Consider the following 23,817-nt stretch of genomic DNA (forward strand, 5'->3'; position numbering starts at 1 on the left):
AATTTGCTAACGCAGATTGCGGTGGTGAAGACGAAAGAACCGAAAGTTCGTAACCACAAAATCGCATATCCGAATTCGCTGGGCTGTCCATCTGGGCATTCTGGCTACAGAATTTCTTGACGACCATAGAGCATTGGAACCACCTGATCCCATCCCGAACTCAGTAGTGAAACGATGCATCGCCGATGGTAGTGTGGGGTTTCCCCATGTGAGAGTAGGTCATCGTCAAGATTCATTTCGCAAAACCCCTATCTGCGCGAGCAGGTAGGGGTTTTGTCTTTTCCGGGCTTCAGCACCGGCGGGAACCTGCAGTTGCACACCGGTCAATAGTCGCCTCCCACATTTTGAGCCAGATCACTAGAATAGAGCCCACGCATCCATTCAGAAGCTCGATATGCCCAACCCTGTCGAACCCGAAGCACTGGCCCAATTGCCGCTGGACGAACTCGTTGCTTGCCACGAATGCGACCTGTTGATGCGCAAACCCGTGCTGCAGCATGACCAAAAGGCCCAATGCCCGCGCTGCGGCTATGAGCTTTACGCCCACCGGCATAACGTGGTCAACCGTAGCCTAGCCCTCGTGCTCACCGCCCTCTTGCTGTTCGTGCCGGCTAATTTTCTGCCGATCATGCAGCTGCACCTGCTTGGCCAGACGTCCGACGATACGGTGTGGAGTGGCGTCTTAGGCCTCTACAACTCCGAAATGCGTGGCGTGGCCGTCGTGGTTTTCCTGTGCAGCATGGCCATTCCCTTGGCAAAGCTGCTGTGCCAGCTGGCAGTGCTGCTAAGTATTCGCCTGGATGTAGGGCGCAGCTATGGCCTGTTGTGCTATCGCATCTATCACCATCTGCGCGACTGGGGCATGCTCGAGGTCTACTTCATGGGCGTGCTGGTTGCGATCGTCAAACTGGTAGACCTGGCCGAGTTGACCATCGGGTTGGGCCTATTCTGCTTCATCAGTTTGTTATTGATTCAGGTGTGGCTTGAAGTGGTGATGTCACCGCATCAGATCTGGAGTGCGCTTTCCGGGGAGGATCTCCATGCGGGCGATTGATGCAGGCATCCTTGTCTGCAATGAGTGTCACGAACTGAACAGGCAGGAGGCCGACAGCGCCTCGCAGGCATGCACGCGCTGTGGCGCCATCGTGCATGGCCGTCGACCCAACAGCATCGTGCGTACCTGGGCGCTGTTGATTGCGGCTTCCATTCTGTACATCCCTGCCAATCTGTTGCCGATCATGACCGTCAGCACGCTCGGCCAGGGCAGCCCCGATACCATCATGTCGGGCGTCATTACCCTGCTCAAGCACGGTATGGTGCCCATTGCGGCGGTGGTCTTCATTGCCAGCATCCTGGTGCCCACCTTCAAGCTGGTGGGCATCGGCTTACTGTTGTACTCCGTTCAACGCCGACAGCCGCTTTCTGCGCGCCAGCGGATCCTGATGTACCGCTTCATCGAATTCATCGGACGCTGGTCCATGCTCGATATTTTCGTCATCGCCATTCTGGTGGCGGTAGTGAATTTCGGCCGAATAGCCAGTGTCGAAGCCAACCTGGGTGCTGTCGCCTTTGCCACTGTGGTGATCCTGACGATGCTCGCTGCTTTAACTTTCGATCCCCGACTGATTTGGGATAACACGGAGTCGGATGACGACCATGAGTGACCTGCCTACGGCAAAAACCCGCCCAGCCTCGAACTGGTCGGCCATCTGGATTCTGCCGCTGATTGCGTTGATGATCGGCGGCTGGTTGGCATGGCAGGCGTATCGGGATGCGGGTGTAGAAATCGAAGTTCGTTTCACCACCGGTGAAGGGATCGTCGCCAACAAGACCGAAGTTATCTACAAGGGCATGCCGGTCGGTAAGGTGACGTCCCTGGTGCTGGACGCCAAGGGCGACAACCAAGGGGTGATCGCCACCATTGAGATGAACAAGGCGGCAGAACCACACCTGACAACCGGTACGCGCTTCTGGCTGGTCAAGCCAAGCGTCAGCCTGGCGGGTATTTCCGGCCTGGAAACCTTGGTCTCGGGTAACTACATCGCCGTCAGCCCTGGCGAAGGGGAGAAGGCCAAGCGCTTTACCGCCTTGTCCACGGCGCCGCCCTTGTCCGACAGTGAGCCCGGCTTGCACCTGACGCTCAAGGCCGATCGATTGGGGTCGCTCAACCGCGACAGCCCGGTTTTCTACAAGCAGATTCAGGTCGGCCGGGTGAAGAGCTACCGGCTTTCCGATGATCAGGATACGGTCGAGGTCAAGGTATTCATCCAGCCCGCCTACGCCAGCCTGGTGCGCAAACACACGCGTTTCTGGAATGCCAGCGGCATCAGTATCGATGCCAGCCTGTCGGGCGTGAAGGTGCGCAGCGAGTCGCTCTCGAGCATCGTCGCCGGCGGTATTGCCTTTGCGACACCGGAATACCGCAAGGACAGCCCGCCAACCGACCCCAGCCTGCCGTTCCGCCTGTACGAAGACTTTGATGCTGCCCAGGCCGGCATCCGCATCAAGGTCAAGCTGAGTGACTACGAAGGCCTGCAGGCTGGCCGCACGCCGGTGATGTACAAAGGCATACAGGTCGGCTCGCTGAAAGCGCTGAAGATGGAGGATAACCTCGGCAGCGCCATGGCCGAGCTCACCCTCGACCCGCTGACCGAGGACTACCTGGTCGAAGGGACACAGTTCTGGGTGGTCAAACCGTCCATCTCGCTGGCGGGCATCACAGGCCTGGAGGCTTTGGTAAAAGGTAACTACATTGCCATTCGCCCCGGCGAGAAGGGCGCCAAGCCGCTGCGTGAGTTCGAAGCTCGGCCCAAGGCGCCGCCGCTGGACCTCAAGGCACCGGGCCTGCACATGGTGCTGTTCGCCGATACCCTGGGGTCGTTGGAAGTCGGTAGCCCGGTGATGTATCGCCAGGTGAAAGTGGGTAGCGTGCAGAGCTACCAGTTCGCCCGCAACAGCAACCGCATCCTGATCGGTGTGCACATCGAGAAGGAGTACGAGAAGCTGGTCAACGGCTCGTCGCGCTTCTGGAATGTCAGTGGTATTACCCTGACCGGTGGGTTGTCGGGCATCAAGATCAAAAGTGAATCACTGCAAACGCTGATGGCGGGCGGTATCGCCTTCGACACGCCAAGGCCTGATGTGGCGCTCAAGCGTCATATTCCACGCTTCCGCCTGCATGACAGCGAGGAGGCGGTCAATCGTGCGGGTACCTTGATCACCATTCGTGTCGACCGTGCCGATGGCTTGAAGCCAGGCACGCCGATCCGCTTCCGTGGCCTGGACGTTGGCAGTATCGAAAGCGTCGACCTGACCGCAGACTTGCAGGCGGTGCTGTTGCGGGCACGCATTACTGAAGCGGCGGAGCGTATTGCCCGGGTCGGCACCCAGTTCTGGGTGGTCAAGCCTGCGTTGGGCCTGGTGCGCACTGAAAACCTCGACACCTTAATTGGTGGGCAATACCTGGAAGTGCAGCCGGCGGCCAAAGACAGAGGCACGCAGCGTGATTTCATTGCCCTGGCAGATGCCCCAGAGGTGGCTGGCCCTGAGGTGGGCTTGCCGTTGACGCTAAGTGCACCGCGGCGTGGCTCGATCAAGCCGGGTGTGCCGGTGACCTACCGTGAAGTTGCAGTCGGCAAGGTGACAGGCTTCGAGCTGGGCCAGAGCGCCGACCGCGTGCTGATCCATATCCTTATCGAGCCGCGCTATGCCGCATTGGTGCGCAGCGGCAGCCGCTTCTGGAACAGCAGTGGCTTTGGCTTCGATTGGGGGCTGTTGAAGGGCGCTACGGTGCGTACCGAGTCGCTGGAGACACTGATCGATGGCGGTATTGCCTTTGCCACCCCGGATGGTGAGCAGATGGGCAACCCGGCGCGGCCGCAACAAACCTTTGCCCTGTTCGACAAGGCAGAGGATCAATGGCTGCAGTGGGCGCCGAAGATCCAGATAGCCAAGTGATGGATGCCAGGGCCGCCTAATGCGGCCCTAGCTTTGTGTAGGAGCAGCCCTGTGCTGCGAAGAGGCCGGTGCAGGCACCCTTGATGTCAGGTGCTTACACCGGCCTCTTCGCAGCACAGGGCTGCTCCTACACAAAGCCCGTGCAATGAAAAATCGCAGGCAACAAAAAACCGACCCTAGGGTCGGTTTTTTGACAAGCATGTCGCTTAGGCAGCTGCAGCTTCTTTCAGCGCCTTGATGTGGCCATTCAGACGGCCTTTGTGGCGAGCAGCTTTGTTCTTGTGGATGATGCCTTTATCGGCCATACGGTCGATTACAGGCACAGCCAGAACGTAAGCGGCTTGCGCTTTTTCAGCGTCTTTTGCGTCGATGGCTTTAACTACATTCTTGATGTAGGTGCGGACCATGGAACGCAGGCTGGCGTTGTGGCTGCGACGCTTCTCAGCCTGTTTTGCACGTTTCTTGGCGGAAGGTGTGTTGGCCACCGTCGAGCTCCTCGAAAGACTTTAGGTAAATAGCAAACAAAATAGGCCGCGAATCATGCCGATCAGTCGAACGGATGTCAAGGCCACCTGCAAGGTTCCGCCGAGCGGTGCGCCAACAAGAGGGAAAGATTCCTTTCTGCTGCGCGACCTGTAAACTCGGGAATTTTTGGCTCCCCTGCGAAGGCGCGGGAGTATCGCACATTCGAACGCTGTCTGCAGCGTCCTCTGTCTCTGACGTGAATCTTTTCGATGAATCTGCTCAAATCCCTGGCCGCAGTCAGCTCAATCACCATGATTTCCAGGGTGTTGGGCTTTGTACGCGACACCATCCTGGCGCGTGTATTTGGTGCCGGCATCGCCACTGATGCCTTTTTCATCGCGTTCAAGCTGCCCAACCTGCTGCGGCGGATTTTTGCCGAGGGGGCGTTTTCGCAAGCGTTCGTGCCGATTCTGGCCGAATACAAGACCCAGCAGGGCGAGGAAGCGACCCGTACCTTTATTGCCTATGTCAGCGGCCTGCTGACCCTGGTCCTGGCCCTGGTCACGGCCGTTGGCATCCTCGCGGCGCCCTGGGTGGTGTGGGCGACAGCGCCTGGGTTCGTCGACAGCGCCGAAAAATACGCGCTTACCACCGACCTGTTGCGGGTGACCTTTCCTTATATATTGCTGATTTCGCTGTCGTCGCTGGCGGGGGCGATCCTCAATACCTGGAACCGATTCTCGGTCCCGGCGTTTACCCCGACCCTGCTGAACGTGGCGATGATCTTCTTCGCCGTGGTGCTCACGCCGTATTTCGACCCGCCAATCATGGCGTTGGCCTGGGGTGTACTGGCCGGCGGCCTGGCGCAACTGCTGTACCAGCTGCCGGCACTGAAGAAGATCGGCATGCTCGTACTGCCACGCCTGAACCTGCGCGACACCGGTGTATGGCGCGTGCTCAAGCAGATGCTGCCGGCAATCCTCGGCGTTTCGGTCAGCCAGATATCGCTGATCATCAACACCATTTTCGCCTCGTTCCTGGTGGCCGGCTCGGTGTCGTGGATGTATTACGCCGATCGCCTGATGGAGCTGCCGTCCGGCGTGCTCGGCGTGGCCCTGGGCACCATCCTGCTGCCGACGTTGGCCAAGACCTACGCCAACAAGGACCGCGAAGAATACTCGCGCATCCTCGACTGGGGCCTGCGCCTGTGCTTCCTGCTGGTGTTGCCTTGCACACTGGCCATGGCCATTCTCGCCGAGCCGCTGACTGTGGCGCTGTTCCAGTACGGCAAGTTCAGCGCGTTCGATGCGGCCATGACCCAGCGAGCGTTGATGGCCTATTCTGTGGGCCTGTTGGCGATCATTCTGGTCAAGGTACTGGCACCAGGCTTCTATGCGCAGCAGAATATCCGGACCCCCGTGAAGATCGCGGTGTTCACGCTGGTCTGTACTCAGCTGTTGAACCTGGTCCTGGTCGGCCCGCTTGCGCATGCTGGCCTGGCCCTGGCGATCAGCCTGGGTGCCTGCCTCAATGCTGGCCTGCTGTTCTGGAAGTTGCGCAGCCAAGGGCTGTTCGAGCCGCAAGCGGGCTGGGCACGCTTTCTGTTCAAGCTGGTATTGGCAGTTACATTGATGTCGGCGGTTTTGCTGGTGGGCATGCACGTCATGCCGGCCTGGGAGCAGGGCGGCATGATCGAGCGCTTCGTGCGTCTCGGGGCGCTGATCCTGGCGGGCGTCGTGACGTATTTCGGCTGCCTGTACCTGTGCGGCTTCCGGCCTCGGCATTTTGCCCGCAAGGCCCTGCACTGAGGCCTAGCGCACGTCAGGCGTCGGTTTTTCGCATTCCACGCCACCCCTGGGCGCTGCTGCCTGTCACCGGCGCCCGGGTGTGGTTATAATCGGCCACTTTATGAGCAAGAAGCGCGTTATGCAGCTGGTTCGAGGTCTTCACAACCTGCGCCCCGAGCACCGGGGCTGTGTCGCCACCATTGGCAACTTCGACGGGGTTCACCGCGGCCACCAGGCAATCCTGGCGCGTCTGCGCGAGCGCGGCCAAGCACTTGGCCTGCCGACCTGCGTGGTGATCTTCGAGCCACAGCCGCGCGAATACTTTGCCCCCGATACCGCCCCGGCGCGTCTGGCTCGGCTGCGCGACAAGGTCGAGCTGCTGGCCGCCGAAGGCATCGACCGCGTGCTGTGCCTGGCATTCAACCAGCGCCTGAGCAAGCTCAGCGCCGATGAGTTTGTCAAGGCCATCCTGGTCGACGGCCTGGGCGTGCGGCACCTCGAAGTGGGCGACGACTTCCGCTTTGGCTGCGACCGCGCAGGCGATTTTGCCTTCCTGGTCGAGGCCGGCGACAAGTACGGGTTCACCGTCGAAGCCGCCAACACGGTTATCCAAGATGGTTTGCGGGTCAGCAGCACCGAAGTGCGCAAGGCGTTGTCCGAAGGCGACTTCGAACTGGCCGAGCATCTGCTGGGCCGCCCGTACCGCATCACTGGCCGGGTCTTGCACGGCCAAAAACTCGCGCGCCAACTTGGCACGCCCACCGCCAACATCCAGCTCAAGCGCCGCCGCGTGCCGTTGTCCGGGGTTTACCTGGCCAGCATCGAAATCGACGGCAAGGCCTGGCCGGGTGTCGGCAATATCGGCGTGCGCCCCACCGTTGCCGGTGATGGGCGCCCGCACCTGGAGATTCATCTTCTGGATTATGCCGGCGACCTGTATGGCCGGCGTCTGACGGTGGAGTTCCACCACAAGCTGCGTGAAGAGCAGCGATTCGCCTCCCTTGAGGCGCTGAAGTCGGCGATCGACGCGGACATCGCCGCCGCACGTGCACATTGGCACGCTCAACCGCTAACGAAGAGCCTGAAATGACCGACTACAAAGCCACGCTAAACCTTCCGGACACCGCCTTCCCGATGAAGGCCGGCCTGCCTCAGCGCGAACCGCAGATTCTGCAGCGCTGGGACAGCATTGGCCTGTACCAGAAGCTGCGCGAAATTGGCAAGGATCGTCCGAAGTTCGTCCTGCACGACGGCCCGCCCTATGCCAACGGCAAGATCCACATCGGTCATGCGCTGAACAAGATCCTCAAGGACATGATCGTCCGTTCCAAGACCCTGGCGGGCTTTGACGCGCCCTACGTGCCGGGCTGGGACTGCCATGGCCTGCCGATCGAACACAAGGTCGAAGTCACCCACGGTAAGCACTTGTCCGCCGACCGCACCCGCGAGCTGTGCCGCGAGTACGCCGCCGAGCAGATCGAAGGGCAGAAGACCGAGTTCATCCGCCTGGGTGTGCTGGGCGACTGGGACAACCCTTACAAGACCATGAACTTCGCCAACGAGGCCGGTGAAATCCGTGCCCTGGCCGAGATGGTCAAGCAAGGTTTCGTGTTCAAGGGCCTCAAGCCTGTGAACTGGTGCTTCGATTGCGGTTCGGCACTGGCCGAAGCCGAAGTCGAATACGCCGACAAGAAGTCGCAGACCATCGACGTGGCCTTCCCGGTCGCCGACGCCGACAAGCTGGCCGCCGCCTTTGGCCTGGCCTCGCTGGCCAAGCCTGCCGCCATCGTGATCTGGACCACCACCCCGTGGACCATCCCTGCCAACCAGGCGTTGAACATCCACCCGGAGTTCAAGTACGCCCTGGTCGACACCGGCGAGCGCCTGCTGGTGCTGGCTGAAGAGCTGGTCGAGTCGTGCCTCAAGCGTTACAACCTGGAAGGCTCGGTGGTTGCGACTGCCCAAGGCTCGGCCCTGGAGCTGATCAACTTCCGCCACCCGTTCTACGACCGCCTGTCGCCACTCTACCTGGCTGACTACGTCGAGCTGGGCGCCGGTACTGGTGTGGTCCACTCCGCACCTGCCTACGGTGAAGACGACTTCGTCACCTGCAAGCGCTATGGCATGGTCAACGACGACATCCTCACGCCGGTGCAAAGCAACGGCGTGTATGTCGAGTCGCTGGAGTTCTTTGGCGGCCAGTTCATCTGGAAGGCCAACCCGGCCATCGTTGAGAAGCTGGGCGAAGTCGGCGCGCTGATGCACTCCGAAACCATCAGCCACAGCTACATGCACTGCTGGCGCCACAAAACCCCGCTGATCTACCGCGCCACCGCGCAGTGGTTCGTCGGCATGGACAAGCAGCCTACCACCGGCGAGCCGCTGCGTGAGCGCGCGCTCAAGGCCATCGAAGAAACCAAGTTCGTCCCGGCCTGGGGCCAGGCGCGCCTGCACTCGATGATCGCCAACCGCCCGGACTGGTGCATCTCGCGTCAGCGCAACTGGGGTGTGCCGATCCCGTTCTTCCTGCACAAGCAGACCGGCGAGCTGCACCCGCGTACCGTCGAGCTGATGGAAGCCGTGGCCAAGCGCGTCGAGCAAGAAGGCATCGAGGCCTGGTTCAAGCTGGACGCCGCCGAACTGCTCGGTGACGAAGCCGGCCAGTACGACAAGATCACCGACACCCTGGACGTGTGGTTCGACTCCGGCACCACCCACTGGCACGTGCTGCGTGGCTCGCACGACATCGGCCACGCTACCGGCCCGGTCGCCGACCTGTACCTGGAAGGCTCCGACCAGCACCGCGGCTGGTTCCACTCGTCCTTGCTGACCGGTTGCGCCATCGACAACCACGCGCCGTACCGCGAGTTGCTGACCCACGGCTTCACCGTGGACGAGAACGGCCGCAAGATGTCCAAATCGCTGGGCAACACCATCGAGCCGGAAAAGGTCAACAACACCCTGGGTGCCGACATCCTGCGCCTGTGGGTTTCGGCCACCGACTACTCCGGTGAGATGGCGGTTTCCGAGCAGATCCTGCAGCGTAGCGCCGACGCCTACCGCCGTATCCGCAACACCGCGCGCTTCCTGCTGTCCAACCTGTCGGGCTTCGACCCGTCCCGCGACCTGCTGGCCCCAGAGGACATGCTGGCCCTGGACCGTTGGGCAGTGGACCGCACGCTGCTGCTGCAGCGCGAGCTGGAAGAGCACTACAGCGAGTACCGCTTCTGGAACGTCTACTCGAAGATCCACAACTTCTGCGTGCAGGAGCTGGGTGGCTTCTACCTCGACATCATCAAGGACCGCCAGTACACCACCGGCGCCAACAGTGTCGCGCGCCGTTCGTGCCAGTCTGCGCTGTACCACATCAGCGAAGCACTGGTGCGCTGGATCGCGCCGATCCTGGCCTTCACCGCCGACGAAATCTGGCAGTACCTGCCGGGCGAGCGCAACGAGTCGGTGATGCTCAACGGCTGGTACCAGGGCCTGAGCGAGCTGCCGGAAGGCACCGAGCTTGACCGTGCCTATTGGGACCGCGTCATGGCGGTCAAGGCATCGGTCAACAAGGAGCTGGAAAACCAGCGTACCGCCAAGGTCATTGGTGGCAACCTGCAAGCCGAAGTTACCCTGTACGCCGAAGAAGGCCTGAGCGCCGACCTGAGCAAGCTGGGCGACGAGCTGCGCTTCGTGCTGATCACCTCGGCTGCCAGCGTGGTGCCGTTCGTGCAGGCACCAGCTGATGCCGTGGCGACCGAAGTCGAAGGCCTCAAGCTGAAAGTGGTCAAGTCCGGCCACGCCAAGTGCGGCCGCTGCTGGCACTTCCGCGCCGACGTTGGCAGCCACCCGGAGCACCCGGAAATCTGCAGCCGTTGCGTCGACAACCTGAGCGGTTCGGGCGAGGTGCGCCACTATGCCTAACCCTGTTGCGGGGCGCTTCGGGCGCCTTGCCTGGCTCTGGCTGAGCCTGGTGGTCCTGGTCCTTGACCAGGTCACCAAGGTCTATTTCGAAGGCAAGTTGAGCCTGTACCAGCAGATCGTGGTCATTCCTGACTACTTCAGCTGGACCTTGGCCTACAACACCGGCGCGGCGTTCAGCTTCCTCGCCGACAGCTCCGGCTGGCAGCGTTGGCTGTTCGCCCTGATCGCCCTGGTGGTCAGTGCGGTGCTGGTGGTCTGGCTCAAGCGCCTGGGGCGCAGCGAGACCTGGCTGGCCGTCGCCTTGGCATTGGTGCTGGGTGGTGCGCTGGGTAACCTGTATGACCGCATCGTGCTTGGCCACGTGGTCGACTTCATCCTGGTGCACTGGCAGAACCGCCATTATTTCCCGGCCTTCAACCTGGCCGACAGTGCCATCACCGTTGGTGCGGTGATGCTGGCGCTGGATATGTTCAAGAGCAAGAAGTCCGAGGAGCCTGTCCATGACTGACACCCGTATTGGCCAGAACACCGAAGTCACCTTGCACTTCGCCCTGCACCTTGAAAACGGCGACACGGTCGACAGCACGTTCGACAAGTCGCCCGCCATGTTCAAGGTAGGTGACGGCAACCTGCTGCCCGGTTTCGAAGCCGCGCTGTTCGGCTTCAAGGCCGGCGACAAGCGCACCGTCACCGTGGCCCCGGAGAACGCCTTCGGCCAACCGAACCCGCAGAATGTGCAAGTGATGCCGCGCTCGCAGTTCACCGACATGGAGTTGTCCGAAGGCCTGCTGGTGATCTTCAACGACGCCGCCAACGCCGAGCTGCCGGGCGTGGTCAAAGCCTTCGATGACGCGCAGGTGACCATCGACTTCAATCACCCACTGGCTGGCAAGACCCTGAGCTTCGAGGTGGAGATCCTCGATGTGAAGGCCTTGTAAGCCTGGAGCCGAGCATGCAAATCAAACTCGCCAACCCTCGCGGCTTTTGCGCGGGGGTCGACCGGGCGATCGAGATCGTCAACCGTGCCCTGGAAGTCTTCGGCCCGCCGATTTACGTACGCCACGAAGTGGTGCACAACAAGTTCGTGGTCGAAGACCTGCGCAACCGCGGTGCCATCTTCGTCGAAGAGCTGGAGCAGGTGCCTGACGACGTCATCGTCATCTTCAGCGCCCATGGCGTTTCCCAGGCCGTCCGCCAGGAAGCGGCCGGGCGTGGCCTGAAGGTGTTCGATGCCACGTGCCCCCTGGTCACCAAGGTGCACATCGAGGTGGCCAAGTACAGCCGCGACGGCCGTGAGTGCATTCTCATCGGCCACGCCGGGCACCCGGAAGTGGAAGGCACCATGGGGCAGTATGACGCCAGCAACGGCGGCGCCATCTACCTCGTCGAAGACGAGGAGGATGTTGCCAAGCTGCAGGTGCGCGACCCGGACCACCTGGCCTTCGTGACCCAGACCACGCTGTCGATGGATGACACCAGCCGTGTCATCGATGCCCTGCGTGCGCGCTTCCCGAACATCGGTGGCCCGCGCAAGGATGACATCTGCTACGCCACCCAGAACCGCCAGGATGCAGTCAAGCAACTGGCCGACGAATGTGACGTGGTACTGGTGGTCGGCAGCCCGAACAGCTCCAACTCCAACCGCCTGCGTGAGCTGGCCGAGCGCATGGGCACCCCGGCCTACCTGATCGATGGTGCCGAGGACCTGCAGTGCAGCTGGTTTGGCGACGCCGCCCGCATCGGCATCACGGCGGGTGCTTCTGCCCCAGAGGTGCTGGTGCGTGGTGTGATCGAGCAGCTCAAGGCGTGGGGCGCTTCTGGCGCCGAAGAGCTCGATGGGCGTGAAGAGAACATCACGTTCTCGATGCCCAAAGAGCTGCGGGTTCGTTCGCTGATCTGATCAAGAGCGTGCGCACAGAGAGCCCCGCTCGGGCTCACCTGTGCGCACGCTGATTCTGCCGCTGGTCGACAGCACGACGTGATGCTGGCCGGTGGGGGAGGCGCGTTCGCAGATCTCCAGTGTTGAATTGCTACGCCCCAGCGGAACACCTACTGCACTGAACCTCACCTGCCCCGGCGTGTTGTGGGCAATTCTCAGCGGCCGCGACAAGCGGTGTTCACGCAGCACCTGCTGATTGTGTTCTAGCACCACACGCCAACCCTTACCCCAATCGCTTTCCATCGGCTGCACCCGCACTGTCTGGCCTTGCAGCAAGGCGTGGCTGCGCGCGCTGCGCAGTGCCTGGGCCAGGTCCCGCGCTGCGGCTGCGCTATGTAAGTCATCAGAAAGCCCGGTGTAGGCCGGCATCCCCAGCTGTGTCAGAACGGCCGCCATGGCCAGCGCCAACATCATTTGTATCAGTGTTGCACCCTGTTGCCGCACCGTGCATTTCTCCCTGGACGTGCTTCGCTTCAGCTTCAACGTCGCAGGGCAATTGATCCAGTCGCCCAGTGATTAAACAGCTGCAGGAAAAGTCGCAGGGGGCGCAGGGATGCGAACGATGGAAGGGGGCATGACGCTTCTCGAGGTACTGCTGGCCATGGTGGTCGTGGCGGTGGGCCTGTTTGCCGCTGCTGCACTGCAGGTGCGCGCACTGCAGGCAACCGACAGCGCTCGGCACGACGCGCAGGCCGCCTTGTTGAAACACACGCAGCTAGAGCGGAGCAGGGCAGCTGATGCGCGGAAGGTGCAGCGGTGAAGCGCGCACAAGGCGGCTTCAGCCTGCTTGAAGGGGTACTGGCGCTCGCCATCGGTTTGGGGCTGCTGGCAGCGGCTAGCCAGCTGTTCGTGTCTGCCCATCAAACCTGGCGGCTGCAAGGTGTGGCCGCACGCCTGCAGGATGATGCCCGGCTGGCCTTGCAGCGCATGGCCCAGGATATTCGCATGGCCGGCATGTTCGGTTGCCTGCGCTTGCAGCCCGGCGATTTCAACGACCCGGAAGCACTTCAGGCGTTCGCCCGACCGCTGCACGTGAGCCCCACTAGCCTGAGCCTGGTGGTCGCCGAGCTGCCAGGGCATAGCGGTGCTCCAGGTTGGACGCTGCTGACCAACTGCACCGACGAGGCCCATGTGTACAAGGGCCGAGCTGAAAGCCGCGGTCAGCTATTGGCGTTCCCTATCAGCCGGCACGTGTATGCGCTGGAGGACGGTACGTTGAAGTTCCGGCGACGAGGCACTCCGCAACCGCTGGTCGACCATGTGCGCCAGATGCGCGTGGCATTCGTCGAAACACCGCAGGGCGGGCGGGTAGATGTGCACCTGACCCTGTACGAGCCCACCCTGCGCATCGAACAGCAGCATGCGCTGAGTGTGGCGCTGCGTAACCCGGTGCCCGAACCGTGAAGCGCCAACGCGGTGTGGTGTTGCTGTTGGCGCTGGTGCTGAGCTTGCTGCTTGGCCTGATCGCGGCCTCGGCGCTGCGAGACGCGCTGGTTGAAACACGCATGGCCGGCTACTGGCGTGATGGGCTCAAGGCACTTGAGGAAGCCGAACAGACACTGCTGCTGGCTGTTGACCAGCTAAAGCTGGTTACGCCCCCGCTGTGCAAGCCCTGCCAGCCGCCACAACGCCCGCACGACTTGCAAGGAAGCTGGCAGGGTACCCAAAGCGGCTATTTTCAGGTGCAAAACCTTGGCACAAGCGACCGCGTCGCCCACTTGCCCGAGGGCCAACAGGCCACCTTGTTCAGGGTGACTGCCGTCAGCCGACAGGCCGAGTCGCGCCATGTACTTGAAGCGGTGTATGCCCTGTCAGGTGATGAGGTGCGGCGCATCCTCTGGCGACAACGATTGGGGGAGCCCTGACATGCAGCAAGGCCTGACCCTGATCGAATTGTTGATTGTCGTGGCCGTGACCGGCATTCTGGCAGCCATTGCCTACCCCAGTTACAGCGACCAGCTTCGGCGAGCCGCACGCAGCGAAGTGGTTGGCCTGCTGCATGACGCTGCCTTGCGCCTGGAGCGCCACCGCGTGCGCACGGGCCAATACGCCGAAGGCGAGCTGGCCTTGCCCACTGCCAACCGTCATTACAGCCTGCAGGCCCAGCGCAGCAGCGATACCTTTACGCTGAGCGCAAGGCGGCTGCCGAATGGCCTGATGGCCGATGACCGCTGTGGTGATTTTCAGCTCGACCAAAGCGGCGTGCAGAGCAACCCGGGCAGCCTGGAAGGACGCGAGCGATGCTGGGGAAGCTGAAGAATTAATGATGCCCGGCGCATCGCGGTTTTACTTCAGGTGTTTGGATCGACAGATGAGCAAGCAAGTAGTGGTGGTCGGTGGCGGGGTTATCGGCCTGCTGACGGCATTCAACCTGGCGGCGAGCGTCGGGCAGGTCGTGATCTGCGATCAGGGGGAGGTCGGCCGCGAGTCGTCCTGGGCCGGCGGCGGTATCATCTCGCCGCTGTACCCATGGCGCTACAGCCCGGCGGTAACCGCTTTGGCGCATTGGTCCCAGGATTTTTATCCACAACTGGGCGAGCACCTGTTCGCTACCACGGGCATTGATCCTCAGGTTCATACCACCGGGTTGTATTGGTTGGACCTGGATGATGAAGCCGAGGCATTGGCCTGGGCCGAGCGCGAGCGACGCCCGCTCAGTGCTGTGGATATCTCGGCGGCCTATGACGCCGTACCGGTGCTGGGCCCTGGCTTCAAGCGCGCCATCTACATGGCGGGGGTGGCCAACGTGCGTAATCCACGCTTGGTGAAGTCGCTCAAGGCAGCATTGCTGGCGCTACCAAACGTGAGCTTGCGTGAGCACTGCCAGGTGACAGGCTTCCGGCATGAGGATGAGCGCGTTACCGGTGTGCAGACGGCGGATGGCGTGATCGATGCCGATGAAGTGGTACTGAGCGCAGGCGCCTGGAGCGGCGACCTGCTGCGCACGCTGGGCCTGGAACTGCCGGTAGAGCCGGTGAAGGGCCAGATGATCCTGTTCAAGTGTGCCGAGGACTTTTTGCCGAGCATGGTGCTGGCCAAGGGGCGTTACGCCATTCCGCGCCGTGACGGGCATATTCTGGTGGGCAGTACGCTGGAGCATGCTGGATACGACAAGACCCCGACCGAGCAGGCGCTGGAAAGCCTCAAGGCTTCGGCGGTCGAGTTGCTGCCGGAACTGGCAGAGGCCACGGTGGTGGGGCATTGGGCAGGGCTGCGCCCGGGGTCGCCGGAAGGTATTCCGTATATCGGGCCGGTGCCTGGGCATGATGGGTTGTGGCTCAATTGCGGGCATTACCGCAATGGGCTGGTGCTGGCGCCCGCGTCTTGCCAGCTGTTCGTCGATTTGCTGACCGGGGCTGAGCCGATCATCGACCCGGCGCCGTATGCGCCGGCAGGGCGCTTGGGCTGAGAGAGCCGGGCCCGCTTTGCGGGCCTTTCGCTGGCAAGCCAGCTCCCACAGGTGCCGCGCTGGCCTTGAGCGCTGCGCAGTCCCTGTGGGAGCCGGCTTGCCGGCGATGGGGCCTATGGGGTTTGAGGCTTATCCCTGCCGCCCAGGCCCCTGCTCAAGGTGCGCCTGGCTGCAGTACCACTCCTTGCCCAGCTGCAGCGCCCGGTCATTAGGCAGGTGCACGCCACAATGGGCGCAGCGCACCATCTTCAGCGGGTCGTCGAGTTTGGGCTCAGGGTGGGATTGCTGGCTGATCTTGAACTTGCGCCACAGCCAGAACGCGGCGGCGATCAGGGCGATCCAGAAAAGTAGGCGAACCATGGTGTCCAGCTTGTCGAATGAAGAAGCCGACAGTCTAGGACGCAGCCAATAAAAAAGGGAGGCCCAAGGCCTCCCTTTCTTGTATTGCGATCAATCAGTCGAAAAGACCAAAGGTCATGTAGCTGAACCACGAGCGGTCCTGCTCGGCTTCTTTCGGGCCGGGCGGCAGAATCACGTCGCCGTTTTCGTCTTTCGGCAACAGTTCTTGCGGCATCTCGGAGCGCGCGTCCTGGAACTGCTTGACCACGTCCTGGTTGGCGCGGGTTTCGCCCGGCGGCAGCGGGGCGTCGGTTTCGATCAGGCCCAGGGTCGCCTTGGACAACCAGCCACGGCCGTCAGACTCGGTCTGCTTGGGCTGGAACTCGCCATCGACCAGGCTCGGGTGGTCAGGGTAGTTGAGCTTGAGGGTTTCCAGGCTGGTGGCAGCCAGTTCGTCCAGGTGCATCTTCTGGTACGCCTCGACCATGATTGCCAGGCCGTCACCGACCGATGGCGTTTCCTGGAAGTTCTCGATCACGTAGCGGCCACGGTTGGCGGCAGCCACATACGCCTGGCGGCCCAGGTAGTAGTCGGCCACGTGGATCTCGTAGGAGGCCAGCAGGTTGCGCAGGTAGATCATGCGCTGCTTGGCGTCCGGCGCGTAGCGGCTGTTCGGGAAGCGGCTGGTCAGCTGGGCGAATTCGTTGTACGAGTCACGGGCGGCACCTGGGTCACGCTTGGTCATGTCCAGCGGCAGGAAGCGCGCCAGCAGGCCACGGTCCTGGTCGAACGACGTCAGGCCCTTGAGGTAGTAGGCGTAGTCGACGTTCGGGTGCTGCGGGTGCAGGCGGATGAAACGCTCGGCGGCGGACTTGGCGGCCTCCGGCTCGGTGTTCTTGTAGTTGGCGTAGATCAGTTCGAGCTGCGCCTGGTCGGCGTAACGGCCGAACGGGTAACGCGACTCCAGAGCCTTGAGCTTGTTCACGGCGCTGGTGTAGCTGGAATTGTCCAGGTCAGCCTGGGCCTGCTGGTACAGCTCGGCTTCGCTGAGGTTCTCGTCAATGACTTCCTTGTTAGAGGAACAGGCCGCGGTAAGCCCGAGGATGGCGATCAGCAGCAGGTGTTTCACTTGCATGGCGGCTTGCGTCCCTTTGACGGCCGCTGTCTTGGGCGGTGCCGTCCTGTTATGATGAGCGCCCCGGCCAACCCCGGGACAAAAGAAGCCGTATTTAACCACAAGCTCGCAGCCGAAACCAAAGGCTGTGCGCCCGCCGAATCGAGCATGTCCGAGATCATTCAACTTAGCGCAGAGGTACCGTCCGATCTGGGCGGTCAACGCCTCGACCAGGTCGCCGCCCAATTGTTCGCCGAGTACTCGCGTTCGCGGCTTACTACGTGGATCAAAGAGGGCCGCCTGACGGTCGATGGTGCCGTCGTGCGCCCTCGAGACACCGTCTATGGTGGCTCTTTGCTTGCCCTACAGGCCGAACAAGAGGCCCAGGGCGAGTGGATCGCAGAAGACATCGAGCTGGATATCGTCTACGAAGACGACCATATCATGGTGATTAACAAGCCTGCCGGGCTGGTTGTGCACCCGGCCGCCGGCCATGCCAGCGGTACCCTGCTCAATGCCTTGCTGCACCACGTGCCAGACATCATCAACGTGCCGCGCGCCGGTATCGTCCACCGTCTGGACAAGGACACCACCGGTCTGATGGTGGTGGCCAAGACCCTGCAGGCGCAGACCCGGCTGGTCGAGCAAATGCAAAGCCGCAAGGTCAGCCGCATCTATGAGTGCATCGTGATTGGTGTGGTGACCTCCGGCGGCAAGATCGACGCCCCGATCGGTCGCCACGGCGGCATGCGCCAGCGCATGGCGGTAACCGACGGCGGTAAGCCGGCGGTCAGCCACTACCGTGTGCTCAAGCGCTTCCGCTCCCACACTCACGTGCGGGTCAAGCTGGAAACCGGCCGTACCCACCAGATCCGTGTGCACATGGCCCATGTGGGCTTCCCACTGGTCGGCGACCAGACGTACGGTGGGCGCTTCCGCATTCCGCCGGCTGCCAGCCCAACCATGGTCGAGGCGGTCAAGACCTTCCCGCGTCAGGCGCTGCATGCGCGTTTCCTCGCGCTGGCCCACCCGATTACCGGTGAAATCATGAAGTGGGAATCGCCGTTGCCGGATGATTTCCTCTGGTTGCTGACACTGCTGAACGAAGACCGCGAGAGCTTTATCGGATGAACGGTCTGACGCAGGCGCTGCTGTTTCCTGACTGGCCGGCCCCGGCCTCGGTTCGCGCTTGTGTCACTACGCGTCAGGGCGGCGTCAGCCTGCCGCCCTATGAAGCGTTCAACCTGGGTGATCACGTGGGTGATGACCCAGTCGCAGTCGCCGAAAACCGCCGCCGTCTGAGCGATGAATTTGCTATCCAGCCTGCCTGGCTCAAGCAAGTGCATGGCTTGGTGGTGGCGGATGCCGAGCCGGCCGTGGTGGCCGAGGCCGACGCCAGCTGGACTGATCAGCCCGGTATCGCCTGCACCGTAATGACTGCCGATTGCCTGCCCGCACTGTTCTGTGACCGTGCGGGTACCCGCGTGGCTGCAGCCCATGCTGGCTGGCGCGGGTTGGCGGGCGGGGTGCTGGAAGCGACCCTCGACCGTTTGGCCCTGCCGCCTGAAGACGTGCTGGTGTGGCTGGGCCCGGCCATTGGCCCACAGGCGTTCGAAGTGGGGCTGGAAGTGCGTGATGCCTTTACTGCCGTGCACCCGGAGGCTGCCAAGGCCTTTGTCGACGGTGAGCGGCCGGGCAAGCTGATGGCCGACATTTATGCGCTGGCGCGTATTCGCCTGGCGGCACGTGGCGTGACAGCGGTGTATGGCGGTGGTTTCTGCACGGTCAGCGACTCGCGGTTCTTCTCGTATCGCCGCACGCCTCAAGGTGGGCGGTTTGCCTCGTTGGTCTGGCTAGCCCCTCGCTGACGTATCACGCCTCTACGCGGGCAAGCCCTCAACGCAGCCACCACTAATCCATCAGGTTGACCTCGGTCAACCCCGCTACGCTTGAATCTTCCAGAATCACCCATATCTATTGGTCATCTCTGGCAGGTTTCTTCATTAAAGGCGCTGTCCATCGCTCCGACCTGCCCTAACAGGAAGGTACTCCCATGCGAATAGACCGTTTGACCAGCAAGCTTCAATTAGCAATATCCGACGCTCAGTCCCTCGCCGTAGGCATGGACCACCCTGCCATCGAGCCCCTGCACCTGGTGCAGGCCCTGATCGAACAGCAGGGCGGGTCGATCAAGCCGCTGCTGATGCAAGTCGGCTTCGACATCAACAGCCTGCGTCAGGCACTGGTGAAAGAACTCGACCAACTGCCGAAAATCCAGAACCCCACGGGCGACGTGAACATGTCCCAGGACCTGGCGCGTCTGCTCAACCAGGCCGATCGCCTGGCCCAGCAGAAGGGTGACCAGTTCATCTCCAGCGAGCTGGTGCTGTTGGCCGCCATGGACGAGAACAGCAAGCTCGGCAAGCTGCTGTTGAGCCAGGGCGTGACCAAGAAGGCCCTGGAAAACGCCATCAATAACCTGCGTGGCGGCGCGGCAGTCAACGACGCCAACGCCGAAGAGTCGCGCCAGGCTCTGGACAAGTACACGGTCGACCTGACCAAGCGTGCCGAAGAGGGCAAGCTGGACCCGGTGATCGGCCGCGACGACGAAATCCGCCGTACCGTGCAGGTGCTGCAACGGCGTACGAAGAACAACCCGGTGCTGATCGGTGAGCCTGGCGTGGGTAAAACCGCCATCGCCGAAGGCCTGGCCCAGCGCATCATCAACGGCGAAGTGCCCGATGGCCTCAAAGGCAAGCGCCTGCTGGCGCTGGACATGGGGGCGCTGATCGCCGGTGCCAAGTACCGCGGCGAGTTCGAAGAGCGCCTGAAGTCGCTGCTTAACGAGCTGTCCAAACAGGAAGGCCAGATCATCCTGTTCATCGACGAACTGCACACCATGGTCGGCGCCGGTAAAGGCGAGGGCGCCATGGACGCGGGCAACATGCTCAAACCGGCCCTGGCCCGTGGCGAACTGCATTGCGTTGGCGCCACCACGCTCAACGAGTACCGGCAGTTCATCGAAAAGGACGCCGCCCTGGAGCGTCGCTTCCAGAAGGTACTGGTAGAAGAGCCGAGCGAGGAAGACACCATTGCCATCCTGCGCGGCCTGAAAGAGCGCTACGAAGTGCACCACAAGGTGGCCATCACCGACGGCGCGATCATTGCGGCGGCCAAGCTCAGCCATCGCTACATCACTGACCGCCAGCTGCCGGACAAAGCCATCGACCTGATCGACGAAGCGGCCAGCCGCATTCGCATGGAGATCGACTCCAAGCCTGAAGTGCTCGACCGTCTGGACCGTCGTCTGATTCAGCTGAAGGTGGAATCCCAGGCGCTGAAGAAAGAAGAAGACGAAGCCGCGAAAAAACGCCTGGAAAAACTGCACGAGGAAATCGAGCGGCTGGAGCGTGAGTATTCCGACCTCGAAGAGATCTGGGCTTCCGAGAAAGCTGAGGTGCAGGGCTCGGCGCAGATCCAGCAAAAGATCGAGCAGGCCCGCCAAGAGCTTGAAAGCGCCCGTCGCAAAGGCGACCTGAGCCGCATGGCCGAGCTGCAGTATGGGGTGATCCCAGACCTGGAGCGCAGCCTGCAGATGGTCGACCAGCACGGCAAGTCGGAAAACCAGCTGCTGCGTAACAAGGTCACCGAAGAAGAAATTGCAGAAGTAGTGTCCAAGTGGACCGGCATCCCGGTTGCCAAGATGCTCGAAGGCGAGCGCGAAAAGCTGCTGAAGATGGAAGAGCTGCTGCACCAGCGCGTGATCGGTCAGCACGAAGCCGTTACCGCCGTGGCCAACGCAGTACGCCGCTCCCGCGCCGGGTTGTCCGACCCGAACCGGCCAAGTGGGTCGTTCATGTTCCTCGGCCCGACCGGTGTGGGTAAGACCGAGCTGTGCAAGGCCCTGGCCGAGTTCCTGTTCGACACGGAAGAGGCGATGGTGCGCATCGACATGTCCGAGTTCATGGAGAAACATTCCGTGGCTCGTCTGATCGGCGCTCCACCAGGCTATGTAGGGTACGAGGAGGGCGGTTACCTGACCGAAGCGGTACGGCGCAAGCCTTATTCGGTGGTGCTGCTCGACGAGGTGGAGAAGGCGCACCCGGATGTGTTCAACGTGTTGCTGCAGGTGCTTGAGGATGGCCGGCTGACGGACAGCCACGGCCGTACTGTGGACTTCCGCAACACCGTGATCGTGATGACCTCCAACCTGGGCTCTGCACAGATCCAGGAACTGGTCGGTGACCGTGAGGCGCAGCGTGCTGCGGTGATGGATGCGGTGGGTTCGCACTTCCGTCCGGAGTTCATCAACCGGATCGACGAAGTGGTGGTATTCGAGCCCCTGGGCCGCGACCAGATCGCTGGCATCACCGAAATCCAGCTGGGCCGCCTGCGCAGCCGTCTGCTGGAACGTGAACTGTCGCTCAGCCTGAGCCCTGAGGCGTTGGACAAGCTGATCGCAGTGGGTTACGACCCGGTGTATGGCGCACGGCCACTGAAGCGTGCGATCCAGCGCTGGATCGAAAACCCGCTGGCGCAGTTGATCCTCTCTGGCAAATTCCTGCCAGGGTCGGCGATTACTGCCAAGGTGGAAGGCGACGAAATCGTCTTTGCCTGATCCAGCTGAAAAAAATAGCCCCGCACCTGCGGGGCTTTTTTATGCCCCTGATGCCACTGCAGGAGCGGGCTTGCCCGCGAAGAGGCCCGGCAAACACCGTAAAATCGGGGCCTCGCAGGTTTTTTTGATAACTTGCTGAAAATTTTGAAATTTCTGCTTGCATCTAAAATCGAGTGCCCCTAATATACGCCGCGTTGTCAGGCACTAAGCGAATCACCAGGAACATCGGTGTTAGCAAAACAACTTAGAAATCAGTAAGTTGAATGAAAAAAAGTGGTTGACAAGCAAAACGAAGAATGTAGAATAGCCGGCCTCAGCAGCGACAAAGCGAAAGCAGAGAAGCTGAAGAGATCGAAGCTAACACAGACTTCGAAGTAGTAAAGATGTACCGAAGTTCAGTTCCGCGATAGCTCAGTCGGTAGAGCAAATGACTGTTAATCATTGGGTCCCTGGTTCGAGTCCAGGTCGCGGAGCCAATCTCGGGGTGTAGCGCAGTCCGGTAGCGCGCCTGCTTTGGGAGCAGGATGTCAGGAGTTCGAATCCCCTCACCCCGACCATTTTCAGGGTCGTTAGCTCAGTTGGTAGAGCAGTTGGCTTTTAACCAATTGGTCGTAGGTTCGAATCCTACACGACCCACCATGTAAAAAGGGCATCTCGACTGAGATGCCCTTTTTCTTTTGCCTCGAATTTAACCCACGAAAAAAGCACCCGTTAAGGTTTCTGTTTAAGCGGGGCCCTTTGGGAGCAACTGTCTTGCGCAATTTCTAAAAATTGACGCATTGTGGGAGCGGGCCCCGCGAACACCGGCGAAGCCGGTGCCATGCACCGCGGCGCCTCCATCGCCGGCAAGCCGGCTCCCACAGGTTTTGGTAGCCGCTTGCCGCAGCCCAAAGGGCTGGGTGATCTGCCACAAAAAAGCCCAGCCTGAGGGGCTGGGCTTAGCTGTCAGTGCAGCTTCAACCGCGGCTCTGTCCCGCGCCCAATCTTGCTACCCAACATCATCATCGCTGTACGGAAGAACCCGTACAGCGCCATCTGATGCATGCGATACAGCGACACATAGAACATCCGCGCCAGCCAGCCCTCCAGCTTCACGCTGCCCATCAGGTTGCCCATCAGGTTACCCACCGCCGAGAAGCGCGACAGCGATACCAACGAACCGTAGTCCTTGTATTCATAAGTCGGCAGCGCCTTGTTCTCCAATCGCGCCTTCAGGCTTTGCGCCAGCATCGAAGCCTGCTGGTGTGCGGCCTGGGCCCGTGGCGGCACATTGCGGTCGCTACCCGGTTGCGGGCATGCGGCGCAGTCACCGAAGGCGAAGATGTTGTCATCGCGCGTGGTCTGCAGGGTAGGGCGTACCACCAGCTGGTTGATGCGGTTGGTTTCCAGCCCATCGATGTCCTTGAGGAACCCCGGCGCACGGATACCCGCCGCCCACACCTTAAGGCTGGCCTGGATCACTTCGCCGTCCTTGGTTTTCAGGCCATCCTCGGTCACTTCGCTGACCGCAGCATTGGTCATCACCTTCACCCCCAGTTTTTCCAGGGTCTTGTGCACCGGCACACTGATGCGCTCGGGCAACGCAGGTAAAACCCGTGGGCCAGCCTCGATCAAAGTGATGTGCATGTCCTTGGGCTGGATGCGGTCCAGGCCATAGGCTGCCAGCTCGTGCGCCGCGTGGTGCAGCTCGGCCGCCAGCTCTACGCCAGTGGCACCGGCACCGACGATGGCCACGCTGATTTGTTCGCTGGCCACATCACCAGCGTGCGCGCGCAGGTAGTGGTTGAGCAGTTGCTGGTGGAAACGCTCGGCCTGCTTGCGGGTGTCCAGGAACAGGCAATGCTGCGCCGCGCCCAAGGTGCCGAAGTCGTTGGTGTTGCTGCCCACGGCGATGACCAACGTGTCGTAGCTCAGCGTGCGCGCAGGCACCAGCTCGCGGCCCTCTTCATCGAGGGTGGCGGCCAGTTGGATCTGCTTGCCTTCACGGTCCAGGCCGCTCATGCGCCCCAGCTGGAAGTTGAAGTGGTTCCACTTGGCCTGGGCCACGTAGTTCAGTTCATCTTCCGAGGAGTTCAGCGAGCCGGCTGCCACTTCGTGCAGCAGCGGCTTCCAGATGTGCGTCAGGTTGGCGTCGACCAGGGTGATGTCGGCTTGCTTGCGCTTGCCCAGGCTTTTACCCAGGCGGGTCGCCAGTTCCAGGCCGCCGGCGCCGCCGCCGACAATCACGATGCGATGAGTCATGGGGATATCTCATAAGGTTTACGGAATTCG

At 61.7% G+C, this 23,817-nt stretch carries 22 protein-coding genes, 3 tRNA genes and 1 rRNA gene; 21 read left to right on the forward strand and 5 right to left on the reverse strand.

Features of this window, described 5'->3' with window-relative positions; translation table 11 throughout:
* Positions 1 to 115: 115 nt before the first annotated feature.
* From rrf to QOS90_RS25680, 4 genes are all read left to right on the forward strand, one after another.
* Positions 116 to 231 (forward strand): 5S ribosomal RNA (rrf, locus tag QOS90_RS25665).
* A 163-nt stretch (positions 232 to 394) separates the two neighbouring features.
* Positions 395 to 1,054, forward strand: a complete 660-nt coding sequence (locus QOS90_RS25670) for a paraquat-inducible protein A (RefSeq protein ID WP_085274281.1) — start codon at positions 395 to 397, stop codon at positions 1,052 to 1,054.
* Positions 1,041 to 1,664, forward strand: coding sequence for a paraquat-inducible protein A (locus tag QOS90_RS25675; RefSeq protein WP_027594581.1), 624 nt, complete (start codon positions 1,041 to 1,043; stop codon positions 1,662 to 1,664). Before QOS90_RS25670 ends, QOS90_RS25675 begins: the two co-directional genes overlap by 14 nt.
* On the forward strand, positions 1,657 to 3,957 hold the full coding sequence (locus QOS90_RS25680; protein ID WP_027594580.1) for a PqiB family protein: 2,301 nt from the start codon (positions 1,657 to 1,659) through the stop codon (positions 3,955 to 3,957). Before QOS90_RS25675 ends, QOS90_RS25680 begins: the two co-directional genes overlap by 8 nt.
* Before the next feature lie 206 nt (positions 3,958 to 4,163).
* Here the strand turns inward: QOS90_RS25680 and rpsT are convergent, their stop codons facing one another.
* Positions 4,164 to 4,442 carry a 30S ribosomal protein S20 gene (rpsT, locus tag QOS90_RS25685; RefSeq protein ID WP_003247625.1) on the reverse strand — a complete coding sequence of 93 codons (279 nt, stop codon included), beginning with the start codon at positions 4,440 to 4,442 and terminating at the stop codon, positions 4,164 to 4,166.
* Between the two features lie 249 nt (positions 4,443 to 4,691).
* Here rpsT and murJ point away from each other — a divergent pair, with 249 nt between their 5' ends.
* The 6 genes from murJ (at position 4,692) to ispH (ending at position 12,027) form a co-directional block, all read left to right on the forward strand.
* Positions 4,692 to 6,230, forward strand: coding sequence for a murein biosynthesis integral membrane protein MurJ (murJ, locus tag QOS90_RS25690; RefSeq protein ID WP_085274282.1), 1,539 nt, complete (start codon positions 4,692 to 4,694; stop codon positions 6,228 to 6,230).
* A gap of 118 nt (positions 6,231 to 6,348) precedes the next feature.
* A complete protein-coding gene (ribF, locus tag QOS90_RS25695; RefSeq protein ID WP_027594578.1) occupies positions 6,349 to 7,299 on the forward strand; it encodes a bifunctional riboflavin kinase/FAD synthetase in 951 nt (316 codons plus the stop codon).
* The gene (gene ileS, locus QOS90_RS25700; protein WP_027594577.1) at positions 7,296 to 10,127 is read left to right on the forward strand and encodes an isoleucine--tRNA ligase; all 2,832 of its coding nucleotides are present in this window, start codon (positions 7,296 to 7,298) and stop codon (positions 10,125 to 10,127) included. Before ribF ends, ileS begins: the two co-directional genes overlap by 4 nt.
* On the forward strand, positions 10,120 to 10,635 hold the full coding sequence (lspA, locus tag QOS90_RS25705) for a signal peptidase II (protein ID WP_027594576.1): 516 nt from the start codon (positions 10,120 to 10,122) through the stop codon (positions 10,633 to 10,635). The genes ileS and lspA overlap by 8 nt, the downstream gene beginning before the upstream one ends.
* A complete protein-coding gene (gene fkpB, locus QOS90_RS25710) occupies positions 10,628 to 11,065 on the forward strand; it encodes an FKBP-type peptidyl-prolyl cis-trans isomerase (RefSeq protein WP_085274283.1) in 438 nt (145 codons plus the stop codon). Before lspA ends, fkpB begins: the two co-directional genes overlap by 8 nt.
* 14 nt (positions 11,066 to 11,079) lie before the next feature.
* Positions 11,080 to 12,027: a 4-hydroxy-3-methylbut-2-enyl diphosphate reductase gene (ispH, locus tag QOS90_RS25715; RefSeq protein ID WP_085274284.1), complete on the forward strand. Its 948-nt coding sequence runs from the start codon at positions 11,080 to 11,082 to the stop codon at positions 12,025 to 12,027.
* Here the strand turns inward: ispH and QOS90_RS25720 are convergent, their stop codons facing one another.
* The gene (locus QOS90_RS25720) at positions 12,028 to 12,510 is read right to left on the reverse strand and encodes a GspH/FimT family pseudopilin (RefSeq protein WP_085274285.1); all 483 of its coding nucleotides are present in this window, start codon (positions 12,508 to 12,510) and stop codon (positions 12,028 to 12,030) included. It abuts the gene before it with no gap.
* Positions 12,511 to 12,619: 109 nt separating this feature from the next.
* Between QOS90_RS25720 and QOS90_RS25725 the strand changes: the two genes are divergently transcribed.
* Genes QOS90_RS25725 through thiO form a run of 5 tightly spaced genes read left to right on the forward strand, consistent with a single transcriptional unit; the run spans position 12,620 to position 15,475 of the window.
* Positions 12,620 to 12,826 carry a prepilin-type N-terminal cleavage/methylation domain-containing protein gene (locus tag QOS90_RS25725; RefSeq protein ID WP_085274286.1) on the forward strand — a complete coding sequence of 69 codons (207 nt, stop codon included), beginning with the start codon at positions 12,620 to 12,622 and terminating at the stop codon, positions 12,824 to 12,826.
* Positions 12,823 to 13,470 (forward strand): PilW family protein, encoded by a 648-nt coding sequence (locus tag QOS90_RS25730; RefSeq protein ID WP_085274287.1) that lies wholly within the window; start codon positions 12,823 to 12,825, stop codon positions 13,468 to 13,470. Before QOS90_RS25725 ends, QOS90_RS25730 begins: the two co-directional genes overlap by 4 nt.
* Positions 13,467 to 13,931 (forward strand): hypothetical protein, encoded by a 465-nt coding sequence (locus tag QOS90_RS25735; RefSeq protein ID WP_085274288.1) that lies wholly within the window; start codon positions 13,467 to 13,469, stop codon positions 13,929 to 13,931. Before QOS90_RS25730 ends, QOS90_RS25735 begins: the two co-directional genes overlap by 4 nt.
* Before the next feature lies 1 nt (position 13,932).
* Positions 13,933 to 14,322 carry a type IV pilin protein gene (locus tag QOS90_RS25740; RefSeq protein WP_027594569.1) on the forward strand — a complete coding sequence of 130 codons (390 nt, stop codon included), beginning with the start codon at positions 13,933 to 13,935 and terminating at the stop codon, positions 14,320 to 14,322.
* A gap of 55 nt (positions 14,323 to 14,377) precedes the next feature.
* Complete coding sequence (gene thiO, locus QOS90_RS25745) at positions 14,378 to 15,475, forward strand: glycine oxidase ThiO (RefSeq protein WP_085274289.1); 1,098 nt, start codon at positions 14,378 to 14,380, stop codon at positions 15,473 to 15,475.
* A gap of 129 nt (positions 15,476 to 15,604) precedes the next feature.
* Here the strand turns inward: thiO and QOS90_RS25750 are convergent, their stop codons facing one another.
* Positions 15,605 to 15,835 carry a PP0621 family protein gene (locus QOS90_RS25750; RefSeq protein WP_027594567.1) on the reverse strand — a complete coding sequence of 77 codons (231 nt, stop codon included), beginning with the start codon at positions 15,833 to 15,835 and terminating at the stop codon, positions 15,605 to 15,607.
* A 94-nt stretch (positions 15,836 to 15,929) separates the two neighbouring features.
* On the reverse strand, positions 15,930 to 16,949 hold the full coding sequence (locus QOS90_RS25755; RefSeq protein ID WP_085274290.1) for an outer membrane protein assembly factor BamD: 1,020 nt from the start codon (positions 16,947 to 16,949) through the stop codon (positions 15,930 to 15,932).
* A gap of 147 nt (positions 16,950 to 17,096) precedes the next feature.
* Between QOS90_RS25755 and rluD the strand changes: the two genes are divergently transcribed.
* The 6 genes from rluD (at position 17,097) to QOS90_RS25785 (ending at position 22,185) form a co-directional block, all read left to right on the forward strand.
* On the forward strand, positions 17,097 to 18,059 hold the full coding sequence (gene rluD / locus QOS90_RS25760) for a 23S rRNA pseudouridine(1911/1915/1917) synthase RluD (RefSeq protein WP_085274311.1): 963 nt from the start codon (positions 17,097 to 17,099) through the stop codon (positions 18,057 to 18,059).
* Entirely contained in the window at positions 18,056 to 18,796 is a 741-nt protein-coding gene (gene pgeF, locus QOS90_RS25765; RefSeq protein ID WP_085274291.1) for a peptidoglycan editing factor PgeF, read from the forward strand. The genes rluD and pgeF overlap by 4 nt, the downstream gene beginning before the upstream one ends.
* A 185-nt stretch (positions 18,797 to 18,981) precedes the next feature.
* Positions 18,982 to 21,546: an ATP-dependent chaperone ClpB gene (clpB, locus tag QOS90_RS25770; RefSeq protein ID WP_027594563.1), complete on the forward strand. Its 2,565-nt coding sequence runs from the start codon at positions 18,982 to 18,984 to the stop codon at positions 21,544 to 21,546.
* A gap of 400 nt (positions 21,547 to 21,946) precedes the next feature.
* Positions 21,947 to 22,022: transfer RNA gene (locus tag QOS90_RS25775), tRNA-Asn, on the forward strand.
* A 4-nt stretch (positions 22,023 to 22,026) separates the two neighbouring features.
* Positions 22,027 to 22,103, forward strand: a tRNA-Pro gene (locus QOS90_RS25780).
* Between the two features lie 6 nt (positions 22,104 to 22,109).
* Positions 22,110 to 22,185, forward strand: a tRNA-Lys gene (locus QOS90_RS25785).
* A 306-nt stretch (positions 22,186 to 22,491) separates the two neighbouring features.
* Here the strand turns inward: QOS90_RS25785 and QOS90_RS25790 are convergent.
* Positions 22,492 to 23,787, reverse strand: a complete 1,296-nt coding sequence (locus tag QOS90_RS25790; protein WP_027594562.1) for an NAD(P)/FAD-dependent oxidoreductase — start codon at positions 23,785 to 23,787, stop codon at positions 22,492 to 22,494.
* Positions 23,788 to 23,817: the final 30 nt, after the last annotated feature.

The sequence above is a fragment of the Pseudomonas sp. LAIL14HWK12:I10 genome, from assembly GCF_900184205.1.
GTDB lineage: Bacteria > Pseudomonadota > Gammaproteobacteria > Pseudomonadales > Pseudomonadaceae > Aquipseudomonas > Aquipseudomonas kermanshahensis.